This window comes from Arthrobacter sp. SD1074B (genome assembly GCF_056780195.1).
The window spans coordinates 577,111-589,838 of the sequence record NZ_JBRAZT010000001.1; the positions used below are offsets into that span (position 1 = coordinate 577,111).

At 64.0% G+C, this 12,728-nt stretch carries 21 protein-coding genes and 1 pseudogene; 2 read left to right on the plus strand and 20 right to left on the minus strand.

The features are described from left to right. Positions 1–2 precede the first annotated feature (2 nt). The 8 genes from ACUYM2_RS02850 to ACUYM2_RS02885 all read right to left on the minus strand — a co-directional run bounded on the left by ACUYM2_RS02850 (position 3) and on the right by ACUYM2_RS02885 (position 7,166). Positions 3–1,667: a DNA cytosine methyltransferase gene (locus ACUYM2_RS02850; protein ID WP_481598702.1), complete on the minus strand. Its 1,665-nt coding sequence runs from the start codon at positions 1,665–1,667 to the stop codon at positions 3–5. A 124-nt stretch (positions 1,668–1,791) separates the two neighbouring features. Further along, complete coding sequence (locus ACUYM2_RS02855; protein ID WP_481598703.1) at positions 1,792–2,073, minus strand: hypothetical protein; 282 nt, start codon at positions 2,071–2,073, stop codon at positions 1,792–1,794. Beyond that, on the minus strand, positions 2,070–3,203 hold the full coding sequence (dnaN, locus tag ACUYM2_RS02860) for a DNA polymerase III subunit beta (protein ID WP_481598704.1): 1,134 nt from the start codon (positions 3,201–3,203) through the stop codon (positions 2,070–2,072). Before dnaN ends, ACUYM2_RS02855 begins: the two co-directional genes overlap by 4 nt. A gap of 229 nt (positions 3,204–3,432) precedes the next feature. Beyond that, the gene (locus ACUYM2_RS02865) at positions 3,433–3,732 is read right to left on the minus strand and encodes a glutaredoxin family protein (RefSeq protein WP_481598705.1); all 300 of its coding nucleotides are present in this window, start codon (positions 3,730–3,732) and stop codon (positions 3,433–3,435) included. Between the two features lie 144 nt (positions 3,733–3,876). After that, the gene (gene ssb, locus ACUYM2_RS02870; RefSeq protein WP_481598706.1) at positions 3,877–4,341 is read right to left on the minus strand and encodes a single-stranded DNA-binding protein; all 465 of its coding nucleotides are present in this window, start codon (positions 4,339–4,341) and stop codon (positions 3,877–3,879) included. After that, complete coding sequence (locus ACUYM2_RS02875; protein ID WP_481598707.1) at positions 4,338–5,552, minus strand: AAA family ATPase; 1,215 nt, start codon at positions 5,550–5,552, stop codon at positions 4,338–4,340. The genes ssb and ACUYM2_RS02875 overlap by 4 nt, the downstream gene beginning before the upstream one ends. Further along, complete coding sequence (locus ACUYM2_RS02880) at positions 5,549–6,370, minus strand: hypothetical protein (protein ID WP_481598708.1); 822 nt, start codon at positions 6,368–6,370, stop codon at positions 5,549–5,551. Before ACUYM2_RS02880 ends, ACUYM2_RS02875 begins: the two co-directional genes overlap by 4 nt. Continuing rightward, on the minus strand, positions 6,363–7,166 hold the full coding sequence (locus ACUYM2_RS02885; protein ID WP_481598709.1) for a PD-(D/E)XK nuclease-like domain-containing protein: 804 nt from the start codon (positions 7,164–7,166) through the stop codon (positions 6,363–6,365). Before ACUYM2_RS02885 ends, ACUYM2_RS02880 begins: the two co-directional genes overlap by 8 nt. Before the next feature lie 525 nt (positions 7,167–7,691). On the opposite strand from ACUYM2_RS02885, the pseudogene ACUYM2_RS02890 reads away from it, so the two are divergent. Beyond that, positions 7,692–7,775: pseudogene (locus tag ACUYM2_RS02890) on the plus strand (DNA cytosine methyltransferase); the annotation flags it as partial. 255 nt (positions 7,776–8,030) lie between these two features. Here the strand turns inward: ACUYM2_RS02890 and ACUYM2_RS02895 are convergent. Next, positions 8,031–8,330 carry a DUF6221 family protein gene (locus ACUYM2_RS02895; protein ID WP_481598710.1) on the minus strand — a complete coding sequence of 100 codons (300 nt, stop codon included), beginning with the start codon at positions 8,328–8,330 and terminating at the stop codon, positions 8,031–8,033. A 140-nt stretch (positions 8,331–8,470) separates the two neighbouring features. On the opposite strand from ACUYM2_RS02895, the gene ACUYM2_RS02900 reads away from it, so the two are divergent. Beyond that, positions 8,471–9,091: a helicase associated domain-containing protein gene (locus ACUYM2_RS02900; protein ID WP_481601385.1), complete on the plus strand. Its 621-nt coding sequence runs from the start codon at positions 8,471–8,473 to the stop codon at positions 9,089–9,091. 96 nt (positions 9,092–9,187) lie between these two features. On the opposite strand, the gene ACUYM2_RS02905 is transcribed toward ACUYM2_RS02900, so the two are convergent. The 11 genes from ACUYM2_RS02905 to ACUYM2_RS02955 form a co-directional block, all read right to left on the minus strand. Further along, complete coding sequence (locus tag ACUYM2_RS02905) at positions 9,188–9,718, minus strand: hypothetical protein (RefSeq protein ID WP_481598711.1); 531 nt, start codon at positions 9,716–9,718, stop codon at positions 9,188–9,190. Further along, a complete protein-coding gene (locus tag ACUYM2_RS02910; protein WP_481598712.1) occupies positions 9,715–9,873 on the minus strand; it encodes a hypothetical protein in 159 nt (52 codons plus the stop codon). The genes ACUYM2_RS02905 and ACUYM2_RS02910 overlap by 4 nt, the downstream gene beginning before the upstream one ends. Beyond that, positions 9,870–10,076, minus strand: coding sequence for a hypothetical protein (locus tag ACUYM2_RS02915; protein WP_481598713.1), 207 nt, complete (start codon positions 10,074–10,076; stop codon positions 9,870–9,872). The genes ACUYM2_RS02910 and ACUYM2_RS02915 overlap by 4 nt, the downstream gene beginning before the upstream one ends. Beyond that, positions 10,073–10,264, minus strand: a complete 192-nt coding sequence (locus ACUYM2_RS02920; RefSeq protein WP_481598714.1) for a hypothetical protein — start codon at positions 10,262–10,264, stop codon at positions 10,073–10,075. The genes ACUYM2_RS02915 and ACUYM2_RS02920 overlap by 4 nt, the downstream gene beginning before the upstream one ends. Then, complete coding sequence (locus ACUYM2_RS02925; protein WP_481598715.1) at positions 10,257–10,445, minus strand: hypothetical protein; 189 nt, start codon at positions 10,443–10,445, stop codon at positions 10,257–10,259. The genes ACUYM2_RS02920 and ACUYM2_RS02925 overlap by 8 nt, the downstream gene beginning before the upstream one ends. Then, entirely contained in the window at positions 10,442–10,588 is a 147-nt protein-coding gene (locus tag ACUYM2_RS02930) for a hypothetical protein (RefSeq protein ID WP_481598716.1), read from the minus strand. Before ACUYM2_RS02930 ends, ACUYM2_RS02925 begins: the two co-directional genes overlap by 4 nt. After that, a complete protein-coding gene (locus ACUYM2_RS02935) occupies positions 10,585–10,857 on the minus strand; it encodes a hypothetical protein (RefSeq protein ID WP_481598717.1) in 273 nt (90 codons plus the stop codon). The genes ACUYM2_RS02930 and ACUYM2_RS02935 overlap by 4 nt, the downstream gene beginning before the upstream one ends. Before the next feature lie 94 nt (positions 10,858–10,951). Continuing rightward, the gene (locus ACUYM2_RS02940; RefSeq protein WP_481598718.1) at positions 10,952–11,164 is read right to left on the minus strand and encodes a hypothetical protein; all 213 of its coding nucleotides are present in this window, start codon (positions 11,162–11,164) and stop codon (positions 10,952–10,954) included. Then, positions 11,161–11,367, minus strand: coding sequence for a hypothetical protein (locus ACUYM2_RS02945; RefSeq protein ID WP_481598719.1), 207 nt, complete (start codon positions 11,365–11,367; stop codon positions 11,161–11,163). Before ACUYM2_RS02945 ends, ACUYM2_RS02940 begins: the two co-directional genes overlap by 4 nt. Further along, on the minus strand, positions 11,364–11,603 hold the full coding sequence (locus ACUYM2_RS02950; RefSeq protein WP_481598720.1) for a hypothetical protein: 240 nt from the start codon (positions 11,601–11,603) through the stop codon (positions 11,364–11,366). The genes ACUYM2_RS02945 and ACUYM2_RS02950 overlap by 4 nt, the downstream gene beginning before the upstream one ends. Positions 11,604–11,923: 320 nt before the next feature. Next, positions 11,924–12,679, minus strand: coding sequence for a phage antirepressor (locus ACUYM2_RS02955; protein ID WP_481598721.1), 756 nt, complete (start codon positions 12,677–12,679; stop codon positions 11,924–11,926). Positions 12,680–12,728: the final 49 nt, after the last annotated feature.

A 12,728-nucleotide genomic window follows, 5' to 3' on the forward strand; every position in this document is an offset into this window, starting at 1 on the left:
GATCACGCCGGCACAATCGACCCAGCTCCAGCGAGCGAGAGTGCGGCGACGATGAAGAGGTCCCGGGCTGCTGGCGGGGTTACGGCGTTGCCCGCCTGCTTGACCTGCTCGCGTTTGTTGCCGGTCATGATGTAGGACTTCGGGAAGGCCATGCCCGCGCTGATCTCGTAGGGTTCGAGCATCCGGAACTCGCAGTCCTCGATGTCGGGGACGGTCCATTCGGTGATGCCGTGGTGCTGTCCGCCGGCGCTGAACGTTCCGAACGGATCAGTGGTGGGTGCGTTCGATGCCGCCAGGTGCTCGGGTGAAGTGCCGCGCATGGTGGTGACCATGGCGAAGCGGTCGGTGGTGCTGATCGTCGGGATTGCCTTGGATACTGGGTGCATCTGGCCGTTGCCGTAGTACTCCATGAGCATGTGGCTTCCGGGTGCAGTGAGCAGCCCGGTTTCGTTGCGGGTGGTCTGGGTCCGCAGCACATCCACGAGGGGCGCCGCCTGCTTACCGTCTCGGCCCTCTACGGGAACGAGCAGGGAGCGGGTGTAGCTGGTGGTCTGCGTGGCCATCGGCTCGTTGGTGCCGCTCATGATCTGGGAGCCGCGGACGGAGTCAAGGATCAGCCCGTGTTGGGTTGTCCCGGTGAGCGTTTTCAGGGTCTCGCTGGTGGGCCAGATCCGGTAGTAGCTGCCGCCCTTGCCTGATGCCGAGTCGTAGGTGTTCCCCGCTGCGGCGAGGTGCATCGGCTGCTTGCCGTACTTCGCCAGCCCTGCGGCGATCCTGGCCATGGTCTTGGGGACCAGCGGCTTGGTGCGGTCGCCGATGCGCTGCCCGCGGAGCTTCCAGTCGATCGCGGACGCTGCGGGCAGCCATCCGGGTTCGACGATGGCGTTGCGGCACCGCGTGTTCGGGCAGCGGTAGACGTACTGGGCTTTGTAGCGGCCCCACCGGTATTTCGGGTTCTTCCATGACTGGATGCAGCGGATCGTCTCGTCGCACGTCTGGCAGTGAGCCAAAGGCATGAGGAGGTCGAAGTTCGGCCGGCGGTTGCCCTTCAGCCAGAACATGACGTACATCCGGTCCCGGGACTGCGGCGCGGGGAGGCCGCCGAGCTGGGCGTGCATGGAGTTCATGTAGACGGTGTGGTGTTCATAGCCGAGTGCGTCCATGGCCATCAGCCAGGCGTCGAACATGACCCACTTCGCCGCGTCAACGACGTTCTCGGTGATGATGAGCTTGTACTTGTGCCACTCCGCGAACCGGGGCACGTCCCACATGGTGGCGCGGGACCTGTCCGCGGCCTCGTCGGCGATGGAGTCCCCGAAAAGGTCCGCCTGGTTGGTGATCCGCTTCTTACCCTTGGCCACCGAGTGGTTCGTGCACTCGGGGCTGGCCCAGAGGATATCCGAGGTGGCGATGTAGCGCGGGTCCGTGATCTGGATGTCGGCGCAGACGTGATCCGTCTCTGGGTGGTTGGCGTTGTGTGTTTCGATGGCACGGGCCCAGTGATTCATGGCCGTCTTGATCGTCACGCCAGGAACCTCCAGCGCTCCAGTGGAGGATCCGCCGGCGCCGCAGAACATGTCCGTCGCCGTCAGCTCGTTGTTGGCCTGCTGCATGTGCTGCTGCAGCTCGGTCAGGATTTCTTGGCGCTCAAGCAGTGCTGTGCTCATGGCGTGTCCTTATCTTCCAAGCGCTGCTTGGTCTTCTCGTTGATTGGTGTGGGCTGCGTTTCGAGGTCGTGAGGGCCCAGCAGCTCGAAAATGTCCGTCTGGCCTTCCAAGATCTCGTCCACGATCAGCCGCCGGCGCCGTGACGGTAGGCCCGGCCGTTGGCCGCAACGGCGGGGGCTTCGATAACTACGACTTGGTGTGCGCCGCCGGATCCGGGGACGCGCCGCCCGTCAGCAATGCATGCGCGGGGCGGGCCGACGATGCGTGCGTGGTGGCGGTGGGCGACGGTGGGCAGGTCACCGATGGCTTGGGCGACAAGTTCGGCGTCTGTCTCGGCCGTTCCGCCGCCTTCGACAATGGGCCAGACGGCCCGGAAAGTATGTGTTGCTGGCCCTGGCTTAGTCATGACGGCATCCGTACGGGCATGATCAGGTGCCTGGGCGACATCGGGTCGTTGGCCTCAAGCCCGGCAGGGGAGAAAAGGAATGGTTTCGGCGCGCTCGTGTAGGAGATCCGCACCTTGTCGCCGGTCAGCTGCTGCAGCGTCTCTACGAGGTAGCGGGGGTTGAAGGCGCACTTGATTTCGTCCTTCAGGCCGGCCACCAATTCGCCAGCGGATACCGGGGCGCGGGACGGGCCGAAGAGTCCGTAGTCGAAAGTCACTTCGGCGCCGCCTTCAAACATGCGGACGATGCACGGCGAGAATCGCTCTCCCATCCGCTCGGCTACCTTGGCCGCCTCGAGGAGCGCGTCACGGTCAACTTCGAATGAAGCCGTTACGTCAGCGGGGAACAGGGCCTTGATCTTGGGGTAGTCGCCGTCAACGTTCATCGACGTGAACGTGGCGTGTTCGGTCTTGATGCTGATGCGGTTGTCGCTCAGCCCGATGACGACATCGGCTCCTGTGAGGAAGCGGTCCAGAGCTTTGATCGCCCGGAGCTTGAACAGGAACGCTGCGCCGCCTTCACCCTGGCCGTCGACGTGGTCATAAGCCAGCCGGTATCGATCGGTTGCGAGCAGTTCCATGGCGCCATCGTTGATTTCGACCCGGACGGCTTCGAGGATTGGAAGGGTCTCATCCTTCGAAGCGGCGACGGATACGCGACGCAGTGCAGCCCGGAACTCTCCAGCGGGGATCGAAGTGAATGTGGACGGCGCGGCGGTGGGGATCTCCGGGTAGTCGGCAACTGGCATCGCCTCAGCATGGAGCTGGTATCCGCATGCGGAGACGGTGACCTTCTTGCCGTCCAGTGTGATGGTGACGGCCGCGGTTTTCGTCTTGCCCGTCGTGGTGCGGATGGCGTCGAGCAACCACCGGTAGACGACGAGGAAGGGGGCACCTTCGCCCTCGGCCTCGGCCACCGTGGTGACGGCCGACGTCTCGTAGTCGTACGCGGACAAGACGCCGGAAGCGGGATCAATGTGGACGCCATAGAGGACTGGCGCAGGTTTCTTTCCGCTCATTGCCGGCGCGAGGCGGATCAACGCCGCGATCCAGTCTTTGGCCGGTGCGGTGATTACTTGAGCGTTGCTCATCGGTTCTCCTTGGGGTACGAAAAAGGCCGCTTGGGGGCGGCCTTGGATTGGGGGCGCTGTTCGCGCATGACGTTGGCGACTGCTTCTCTGCCGGTTGGGTCGCGGTAGAGCTGCCGGGCCCGGTGGTTTGCGTCGTCCTGGGCCTGCGCTTCGTGGTGGTGCTGGCAGGAGTGTCGGCTGAGGCAGATACCGTGAGGGCCTTTGCAGAGTGCGCAGCAAGGGTCTGACGTCATGCGGCGTCGGCCCGGTGGGTGATGTGCTTGCGGATCATGTCGGGTTGCAGCCCGGACCAGATCACGTCGCCGTCGATTGTGGATGCGACGACGGTTGGCATTTGCCGGCGGCCGAGGACTTCGGTGACGTAGTGGAAGGCGACGGCGTCTTCCTGGACGTTGACGGCGGTGTAGACGATGCCTTCTCGATTGAGCTTCGCCTTGGTCAGGTCGCACTGGCCGCAGTCGTGCTTGGTGTAGATGACGACGGCGACACCGTCGTGTGCCTGGATTCGTGCAGTAAGGTCGGTGGTCATGGCGTCCTTTCGATCGGCGGGTTGTTGCCGGTTCGCGGGTTTAGGGGTTCGTGGTGGTGCGCCCGCGGCAGGATCGGCAGGATCCTGCCGCGGGCATAAAAAAGGCCGCGCTGTGGCGGCTTCGTTTGGTGGCTCCGTCTGGGCTTATCCCCAGCCGGATTGATTCGCGGCGGGCTGGGTGCCCCACCCGGCTGCGTCGGTCTGGGTGGCTCCCCATCCCGGCTCGGCAGTGGCTGGCACGTCGTTGGAGTGCGCCTGGTGCCAGCGGAAGTCCTTGCCGATGGATTCGATGCGCAGCTGGTCCGTGCGGCGCTTCTTGCCGTCTGTGTCTTCCCATGCCTGCGTTTCGATCTCGCCGTAGAGGATGACGTTGTCGCCCTTCTTGAGGTGGTTGGCGAGGTTCTCGGCGAGGAGCATTTTGCCTTGGTTCCATGCCCGGCAGTCCCAGAACTTGCCTGGCTTGTTCTGCCACTCGTTGGTCTGCCGGTTGAACTTGCGTGGGTTCGTGACGACCACGAGCTTGGCGACGGCACCTCCGCCGTCGGTGAACTTGAGGCCGGGATCCTCGTGGACCTTGCCGATAACGGTTATGTAGGTCTCTCCGCTCATGCGCGCACTGCCCCGTCTTCGATGATGATGCCGCGGCCGTCACCGTCGCCGACCATTTCGATCCAGACCTGATAGTCGTGCTCCTTGGCGGCGGCTTCGACGAGTGCGAGGTTGTCGGAGTCGAGCAGGGAACCGTCGGCGATGCGGATGACGCGCAGCTTGGGGTTGAGTGCGATGGCCATGGCAAGGGACACGCGGAGCTGTTCTGCGCCGGATGCCTGCTTGAACGGGACGCCGTTGTAGGTGACGCCGGTTTCGTCGAAGCCGAGGCCTTCGATCGGGAAGGTCGCTGCTTCGAGGCCGGCAGCCTTCTGCATGTCGATTTCGGTGATGGCGTCCGTGAGTGCGGATGCTTCCTGCTGGGCGGTGAGCAGGTCGGCGCGGACTTTCTCACCTGCCTTGTGGTGGCGGACAGCCGTGTTGATCGCTTCGGCGCCGTCGACCTGCGCTTCGATCGCCTCGAGGTCGACCCGGGCAGGGGCGTTGGCCGAGTAGTCCGCTGCCTCATCGAGGGATGCCTGGGCTTCGGCGAGTTCGGCCGTGAGCCGGTATACCTTCGCCCGCCAAGCAATGACGGCGCGTTCGGCCGCTGCCATCTTCTCGTTGAGGGCCTGCCCGTCACGGTATGCCGCAACAAGGTCCTTGACGCTGACCTCTTCGTCGGGGAGGTCGTCGGGCCGGGGCCCGTACTCGGCGGCGATCGCGGCCAGTTCCTTGAGCTTGCGGTTCGCGTCGGTGCGCTGCTCGAAGACGTCCTTGCGTTCGGCTGCGAGCTTGTCCAAGTCGAACGGAAGGTCCACGAGCTTCAGCAGGGTGGCGAGCTGGTCCTTGTCGGACAGCTGCGTGAACGCGAGCGGGTCGAGGGATAACTTGCCGAGCAGGTCGTCGAGCTTCGCCTGGCCCTTGGGGTACACGGCGCCGTCGGGGGACTTGACCGTGAGCGTGGATCCGGATGCCGTGAACTTGCGGGTGACGATCAGGTCTTCGGTTTCGAGGACGATCTCGGCGCGTTCCTGCCCGTCCCGGATGGGCTTCGGGGTGGTTTTCGCGTTCACGCCGCCGAGGGCGGCGGTGATGCTGTCGAGGATGGACGTCTTGCCCTGCCCGTTCTTGCCGGCCACGATGACGAGGTTGCCGTCCGGGTCGGGGACGATTTCGGCGGCGGTGAGCCTTTTGTAATTCGTGGATGAGAGTCGGATGATCTTGGTCATGCGCTGGGCTTCCTGTCGGTGACGTATTCGGTGATGTGGTCGGGGGCGTTGTTCTCGAACAGCCATGCGAGGTACTGGTCGATGGTCCCTTCGGCGAGGGCCTTCTTGGTTGCTGCTACGACGTCGTCCGGGATGGTTGCCGCGTACTGCGGCTCGGTGGGCTCGTCGGGCGCTGGGGTGGCCATTGCGGCGAGAGCCTGGATGCCGGCAGCCTTTGGAGGCTTGGGCCGTTCGCCCATGTCTTCGAGTTCTTCGACGGCGTAGACGGCGACGCCGGTGAGGACGTCGGGGGCGATGACCCGGCAGGCCTCGGAGAGCGCCTTAGCGGTGAGCATCTCGATCGGGTTGTCTTTGTACTTGGCGTTCGTTTTCACATAGCCGGCGATGGTGGCGCGCTCAATGGTCCAGGTGAAGGTCTGCCATTCGTGTTCGCCCTTGCGACGGGCGAGTACGGTCACGGCGGTTGGGGTGGCGTCCGTCCGGACGACTTCGTGTCCGGCGGCGATGACGAGCGCGTGCATGGTGCGGGCGTACAGTCCGGGCCGGCCGTGGATGACGAAGATGTTCTGCAGTGCGGACAGCGGGTCCATGCCGAGGGATTTCCCGGCCAGAATCGCGGCCGTGGCCGCTTCGGGTTTGCCGCGGAAGTCCTTGGGGACGAAGTCCGTTTTGCAGAGCGTGGCACCGAGGACCGCTGCGGCCTGCATCTCTTGCGCCCAGGCTGCGAGGTCGATGCTGCCGGACGCTGGGGCGCCCATTATCGCCGGGGCGGACACGTCCAGCTCGGTGGCGTTCCGGGTGGCTAGTTCGTTACTCATTGGTCAGTTCCTCTATGTCTCGGATGCCCCACCATGGGAGCTTGATTGGGTCGTCGGATTCATAGCCCGGCCACCTGTGGGTGGCGAGGCATTCGGTGTAGATGGTTTTGGCTCGGTCATTCATTGCGCGGCCGGCGGCTAGTGCTTCGTCGTCGAGTTGGACGACGGATACGAGGTATGGCGGCGTCTTCTCGACGTTGACGAACAGGAATGGGAGTGTTTCGCCGGTCATGACCCGGACGCCTTCGGTGTAGTGGTCGGCGGATTGTGCGTAGCCGAGTTTGTAGGCGGTGCGGCCGAACTCGCGGGGGTCCGCGTTGACCGTGGTCTTCAGGTCTACGAGGAGGCCGGGCTTCCACGCGTCGGGGCGGCATTTCAGGGATAGCCCTTCCTCTTCCCAGAAGACGGACTGTTCGGCGCGGTGGTCGGTGAACGCGGCGCGGGCGAGCGGGTGGGCCATGACGCTGTCCCGCATGGCTTTGACCTGTTCCCATTCGGCGGTCTTGAGCGGGATCTTTCCGTCATTCACGGCGGCATCGGCTGGTTCGGTCCAGACCTTGCCGCGCTTGGCTTCGACGTCGATCACCACGACTCCGGTTCCATCGCCTTCGAGGATTAGGCTGTGGGCGACGGTGCCGAGGTCGTAGATGTCCTTGTGGACCGGGTGCTCTGACTCCCACTTCCAATGAGCCGGGGTGCGGGTTGCGAGCGTCTTCAATGACGTCGACCCGAGTGCGGGGTCGGCGTGGTAGGTCTTGTTTGGAATGGCATCGTAGATGCCGGGTTCGTAGCGCATGGGCCTCCTTTTGGGCACAAAAAAGGCCCCTCATGGGGGCCTCTGGGTGGAACGGTTGTCTGGATTTTGACCAAGCATTCAGCCCATAGCGATAAACCGGGTCGCAGGCGTATTGCATCAAATTTCGGACGATGCACCGCGAAAGACGTCCGGTCACTGTAACCCACTGAAACGCGCTGTAACTTTTGATCAAAAATCGCGAATCCGGATGCAATACTCCGGAAGCCACGCAGGCGTTGTGACGCCCAGTAACACTAACCCGGAGCCCGGATCTGTCCATAGGGATCGCTAGAATGGGAACGTCCACTAAGACGAGCGGATAAACGGAACGGCCGTAGCTCTCTATCCCGCGAAGAATGAATGAGCTAGCGGCCGTCCATACGAAACAACCCGCGAAAAGCGTGCATGTTTCTGTTTACATCGTAGGCGCTTTCTACATAGAAACAACTTGCGACGGTACAGAACTGGACGTCTTCCGCAGAACGGATGACCTGCCCATGACTAAGCCCGCCAAACACCGTCCGTGCCGATGTGATCGTTGCCGGGCCGCCCTGCCAGGACTTCTCCGGCAGTGGGGTCCGCCCGCCGCGTGCATCGTTGCGACTGTGATCCGCGAACTCACTAAGTAGGGTGGCCGGCGCGGGTTTCTCGGAGCCCGCGCCGACTCACTTACCTTGGAGAATGTCATAGATCTCCCTTCGGTTGATTATCAGTTCTCAGTCGTTTCCGGTTTTGTGTGGACCGGGCAGTCTGGGTTTGTTGGCCTCGGCGTGCGCGGGTCGTACACGGACCGCGGGCAGGTGCAGCGGTCAGCCATGATCGTCATCGAGGGCCGGGAAACCGAAAGTGAACCGGCGGCCTACATCAGTCCAGGGCTGTGGCCCAGTCGGGGTCGAAGTCCGGGTGGTCGGTGTAACCGGCGGCGAGGATGTTGAGCATGGATCGGCGGGCCATGACCAGTTCCCCTTGGGCGTCCGTGGTGTCGCTGCTGCTTTCGGCCTCTTCTGCAAGCTTCCAGCGCGCCAGGATGGTTCGCTTCTCGGCGCATTCGGCGAGCATGCTGTCCGCGAGGCCGGGAGTCGTCCCTGTGGCGTCGAATTCGGCGTGGCGGAGCTGTGCTTCTTCTTCAGCGATCCGGGCTTCGAGAAACTCGACAATGTCCACGTGACGGATTCTGTCACGATGTTGCGACGGATGGCAGGGTTGCGTCTTGCTATGGGTCATAGTCCTGTCGCCCCTAGTCTGTTGTTATGGAGTCGGGGGGAGTCAGCCGGGGCGGGTCGCTTCATCCTGAGTGGGATCTGATGTACCGCAGTGGGCTGACAGTTTCGCGCATTGCCGAGCTTTGCCATGCGGTTCCCCAGACCGTGGGTCGGCATATCCGAATCCAGCGGTCCATCTTCCCGGACATAGAGACCGAGCACCTGGCCAACCGACCCGCTGGTAGGTCGCGGCCCCCAAGTAAGGGTTGGCTGGCGACTCTCGAGGCGGTGGCAGCGTTCCAGAGGGCGCATGGCCGGTATCCGACGTCGGGTGACCCGGATCCGGAGAACCGACGGCTGGCCCGCTGGCTTTCGGAGCTGCGCCGTGCTGACCGTGCCGGCAAACTGCCGGACGACCGGCGCAAGCTCCTCGCGGTCCTGCCGGGGTGGGACCAGAACCAGCGACCTAAGATCGAAGCGGAGCGATGGATGACCAGGCTGGAGGAGCTCCGAACGTTCCGCGAGGCCGGGGGTCGCTGGCCGCGGTTCCGTGACGCCCGGGACGAAGCGGAGCGTGTGCTCGGTGTTTGGCTGCACGCTCAACGGCAGGACTTCGGCGCTGGCCGCCTGAGCGACGAGGAAGTCGAGCTGCTGGACGCCAGAGTCCCGGGCTGGAACGCGTGGCGCGTGAAGCACGCTGCTAGGTACGGTCGCGACGGGTAAACCGCTCACGCCCCCTGAACTGGTAGTGCCGGCCGGGGACGAGTTGCTCACCGAAGATGCAGGCGAGGCGGCGGTGGAACGTCCAACGCGCCGCCCTCACGCCTGGGCCTCCTTCTTCAGGTCGTTGTATGCCCGGCCCCGCCAGTAATCCCGGATGTGGGCGCCGGAGTGGTCCCAGTCCTTCCCACCGTGTGCGGTGAAGAGTTCGAGCGCCTTGGCGTTGACGCGGTCCCGTTCTTCCTGAGGGATGACCCTGCGTGCTGACCAGTATCCGCCGCCTTCGTAGTCCAGTTCGATCTGGTGGACGCCCAGGCCGGCGTTCTCGGCTTCCTCCTGCATGGAGTCGCTTGCCGAGTCCGATGCCGTGACAGCGCAGTCGTTGGATTCGGTCATCCAATCGCCGTCAATGTTCTGGTGGAAGACGCCGTGACGGGTGTACTCGCCATCGTCTTCTTCATCTTCGGTCGGGTCGTAGTCGCTGCACTCCTTGCATTCCCACCAGACGTGGCAGCTGCCGTCCGACGGGCAATCCACGGTGAACTCGACCGTGTCGATGTACTCCTCATCCGGCAGGCCCTCCACGTCGGTGTTGGGCATCGCTGTCACGGTGACGGTGTGGACGCTCATACGGCTGCCAGCTCATCGCGGAGGGGCTGCATCGTCCCGGCTTGGTACGCGTCGAACGCGGCACCGTACGCGGCGTGCGTCGGGAAGTCCCGGGGCTGGGGTGCGGAGAGTGCGGCGGAGAACAACGCGTTTCGGGCCTGCTGCCGGGCGCTCAAAGGACACACTCGCGCTTCACGGCCGCGTACTCCGCCTCGACTGCGGCGAGACGGGTACGGGCTTCCTGCGCCTCAGACACGGCACGGGCCGCATCAGCATCAGCACGTTCACTGGCGACCCTGGCGATGCGGACCTGCCGGTACAGTTTCGCCGCCTCCAGCTCCGGGACTGGCCTGCGTGTGGTTTCTGGTGTGGTGGTCATGCGGTCCTACTTTCGGTTGCGGCCAGTAGTTGGCGGAGATTGCGGCTGATGCGCCGGGCTGCACGCAATAGGATCCGGGCGTCTAGCTCGGTCGGTTTGCCCTTGTGCTTGCGGGCGACTTCTTCGAGGGCGGTGACCGTGGCCTCAGCAGAAGCCAGCGCGGCGGCAAGGGCCACTGGATCAATCACGCTCCCACCGCCGCTCTTCCCTCTGGCGCTCGGCATAGTCGTCGGCCTCGTCCTGGGCGCGGGCGGCGAGGCACTCGGCGCACTCGTCACAGTCGCCGTCCTCGCACTGCTCGACGTCAGTGGGCGGCTCCATGTTCTCGAAGGCCCGCTGGGCTGACTCGAAACCTGGCATGTGGCTCATTTCCCCTCGCATTCCGCACAGCCCGATTTGGGCCCGTGCATCAGGTGGTACTCGTCCAAGCGGTCAAGGCCGCGGGCGTACAACGCGTACACGCCGAAGCCGATCGCGAGGAGGATGCAAAGCAGCGTGCCGATGTCCTTCATGCTGCGACTCCTTTGTCCGCTGCGGCGCGCCATGTGCGGAGGACGCCGTGCCTGCGTGTGGTGGTCGTGCTGGTCGTGTAGCCGTCGGCTTCGATGAAGCCGAGCGTCTTCGCTGCAGTGAATGCGGCGCCGACGTGGTTCGGGTGCGGGGCCGGCCGCATTTCCCGGCGAAGGTCGTCAGCGGTGAAAGTCCCGCGGTGCGCCAGGCCGATGATCGTGGCGAGCGCGTCCTCGTTCCAGTCGACGTCTACGAGGGCCGCGGCGATCATGCGGACATCACCGCGAACCGTGTCCGCAGGGTGTGTGCGTTGTCGGCGGTGTACTCTGCCTCGCGCATCATCTGGTCATAAATTGGGGTTTCGCTCATGCCGTCCTCTTCTTTGTGGAGTAGCTGCGGATGTCTTCTTCGTCGCGTTGTTCGCGGGCCCGGTCGATGATGAAGGCGAGTTCGTCCGGACTTATCTGTTGTTGCTTGAGTCGCGGGCCTTTCACGGGCGGGCCCATGTTGCCGCGGGGGATAGGCTGCGTCGCCAGGTTCCGGCGAGTAGCGCGGTGCGTGCTGGTCAGGTCGCTCATGCGGCGGCCCCCGCCTGGTGGCGGCTCCGGTTGTGGTCGTTCATGTCCCGTTCTGCGAGCGTGTATCCCTCGACGGTGCGGCGGGAGTACATGCGCTGCCAGGGCCGGCCGTTGATGTCCCGGCATTCCGGCGCCTCGCACTCGGCGATGACGTGGCCGTAGTCAGAGCTTCCAACCTTGCGCAGAGCGGCTGCGGCGCTCATGCTGCGACCGCCACTCGCCGGGCCGCCGCGGCTTCGTTGAGCTCGTGCAGGACGTTCTTGACGGCCTCTTCGCCGGTCGGATCCTGGTGCTGCAAGACGTAGGCCTCGGCGTCCTCCTGCAGCCAGCCCTCGCAACGCTTCTCGAAGCGGCGGGCGGACTTCTTCATCTGCGAGAAGGTCAGGTTCAGGCCCTTCTCGTTGTTCTTGCGCATCACAATGGGAAGCAAATTGGGCATGACAAATCGCCCTTTCTCCGGCAGTGAAACACCGGGTAAGAGTTAGTGCGGTGGGGTGTGCCCTGAACCGGGCGAAGGGTGGTGCTAGGCGGATAGCTTTCGGAGGGCGGCGGCTATGCGGTCCTTGTCGTAGCCGCCACGCTGACTTCCTGCGACGATCTGAGCGATTTCGTCTTGCTGGTCGGGCGAGAATCGGTAGAGGCGTCCGATGCGGTCGCACGGCCACTCGCCAGTCTGGGCTTTTCGGCGTACGGTGTCGTCCCCAATGCGGTATCTGGCTGCCATGTCCTGGGTTGTGGCGTAAGTCTGGGGTTGCCGGCTCATGCAGTGATCTCCGTTCTTGACGGCGAGTAGCGATTGATGAGGTATGCCTGCCCCTTGCCGGTGACCTTGGGGGTCTTGGACACTGTCACGTGCCCGTCCGAGTGGGTCACCGCCGTTTCTTTCACCTTGAATAGGCCGAGTTCCATAGCTCGTTGGGTCGGCATATTCCAGTCGGTCCCTTGCCGTCGGATGAGGTAACCGTCCTCGCGGAGCTGGGCGAAGAGGCGGTTGGCGCCGACCATTACTCCGTTTCCACGGAGTATCTTCGCCAAGTCGCCGACCAGGATGGCTGTTTCGGAGGTTGCGACAGAATCGGCGAAGAGTACCTTCGGGGCGTCTGAGGCAACCTTCGCCTCCAGTGCCTCGCGGATCTCGACTTCAGCGGCATAGGCTCGCAAGGCTTCGGGGAGTGTTTGGGGGATCACTGCCGCACCGTAGGACCCGGTGCGTCGGAGGGCAGGGAGCACTTCATGCGTGATCCAGCGCTTGAAGGACTTGGCTTCTGGCTTGCGGGATCGCAGCACCAACGAGTACATCCCGGCCTCGGTCACGTAGGCCATCTGCTGGGCGCCGCCAAGGGTGTCGGTAGTAGCGACCCCCATTTCATCGGCGTCCAGGGATGCGAGCGCATCGCTGCTATTCCGAATTTCGAGAATGGCGCAGAGGTCGTTGGCAATGAAGCCGGGTTCCCCGTCGACGAGGATGGTGCGGACCTGCTGGTTGTGGAAGCTGAACTTCTGTAGGGTGTTCATAAGAGTCCTTCTCTGGAGATTAGGTTCTTGTCGGCCCTCAGCTATTGGC

Coding starts and splice junctions, on each gene's coding strand:
- ACUYM2_RS02850 (WP_481598702.1), bottom strand. CDS start 1,667: ATGAGCACAGCACTGCTTGAGCGCCAAGAAATCCTGACCGAGCTGCAG.
- ACUYM2_RS02855 (WP_481598703.1), bottom strand. CDS start 2,073: ATGACTAAGCCAGGGCCAGCAACACATACTTTCCGGGCCGTCTGGCCC.
- dnaN (WP_481598704.1), bottom strand. CDS start 3,203: ATGAGCAACGCTCAAGTAATCACCGCACCGGCCAAAGACTGGATCGCG.
- ACUYM2_RS02865 (WP_481598705.1), bottom strand. CDS start 3,732: ATGACCACCGACCTTACTGCACGAATCCAGGCACACGACGGTGTCGCC.
- ssb (WP_481598706.1), bottom strand. CDS start 4,341: ATGAGCGGAGAGACCTACATAACCGTTATCGGCAAGGTCCACGAGGAT.
- ACUYM2_RS02875 (WP_481598707.1), bottom strand. CDS start 5,552: ATGACCAAGATCATCCGACTCTCATCCACGAATTACAAAAGGCTCACC.
- ACUYM2_RS02880 (WP_481598708.1), bottom strand. CDS start 6,370: ATGAGTAACGAACTAGCCACCCGGAACGCCACCGAGCTGGACGTGTCC.
- ACUYM2_RS02885 (WP_481598709.1), bottom strand. CDS start 7,166: ATGCGCTACGAACCCGGCATCTACGATGCCATTCCAAACAAGACCTAC.
- ACUYM2_RS02900 (WP_481601385.1), top strand. CDS start 8,471: ATGTACCGCAGTGGGCTGACAGTTTCGCGCATTGCCGAGCTTTGCCAT.
- ACUYM2_RS02905 (WP_481598711.1), bottom strand. CDS start 9,718: ATGAGCGTCCACACCGTCACCGTGACAGCGATGCCCAACACCGACGTG.
- ACUYM2_RS02915 (WP_481598713.1), bottom strand. CDS start 10,076: ATGACCACCACACCAGAAACCACACGCAGGCCAGTCCCGGAGCTGGAG.
- ACUYM2_RS02925 (WP_481598715.1), bottom strand. CDS start 10,445: ATGAGCCACATGCCAGGTTTCGAGTCAGCCCAGCGGGCCTTCGAGAAC.
- ACUYM2_RS02930 (WP_481598716.1), bottom strand. CDS start 10,588: ATGAAGGACATCGGCACGCTGCTTTGCATCCTCCTCGCGATCGGCTTC.
- ACUYM2_RS02935 (WP_481598717.1), bottom strand. CDS start 10,857: ATGATCGCCGCGGCCCTCGTAGACGTCGACTGGAACGAGGACGCGCTC.
- ACUYM2_RS02940 (WP_481598718.1), bottom strand. CDS start 11,164: ATGAGCGACCTGACCAGCACGCACCGCGCTACTCGCCGGAACCTGGCG.
- ACUYM2_RS02945 (WP_481598719.1), bottom strand. CDS start 11,367: ATGAGCGCCGCAGCCGCTCTGCGCAAGGTTGGAAGCTCTGACTACGGC.
- ACUYM2_RS02950 (WP_481598720.1), bottom strand. CDS start 11,603: ATGCCCAATTTGCTTCCCATTGTGATGCGCAAGAACAACGAGAAGGGC.
- ACUYM2_RS02955 (WP_481598721.1), bottom strand. CDS start 12,679: ATGAACACCCTACAGAAGTTCAGCTTCCACAACCAGCAGGTCCGCACC.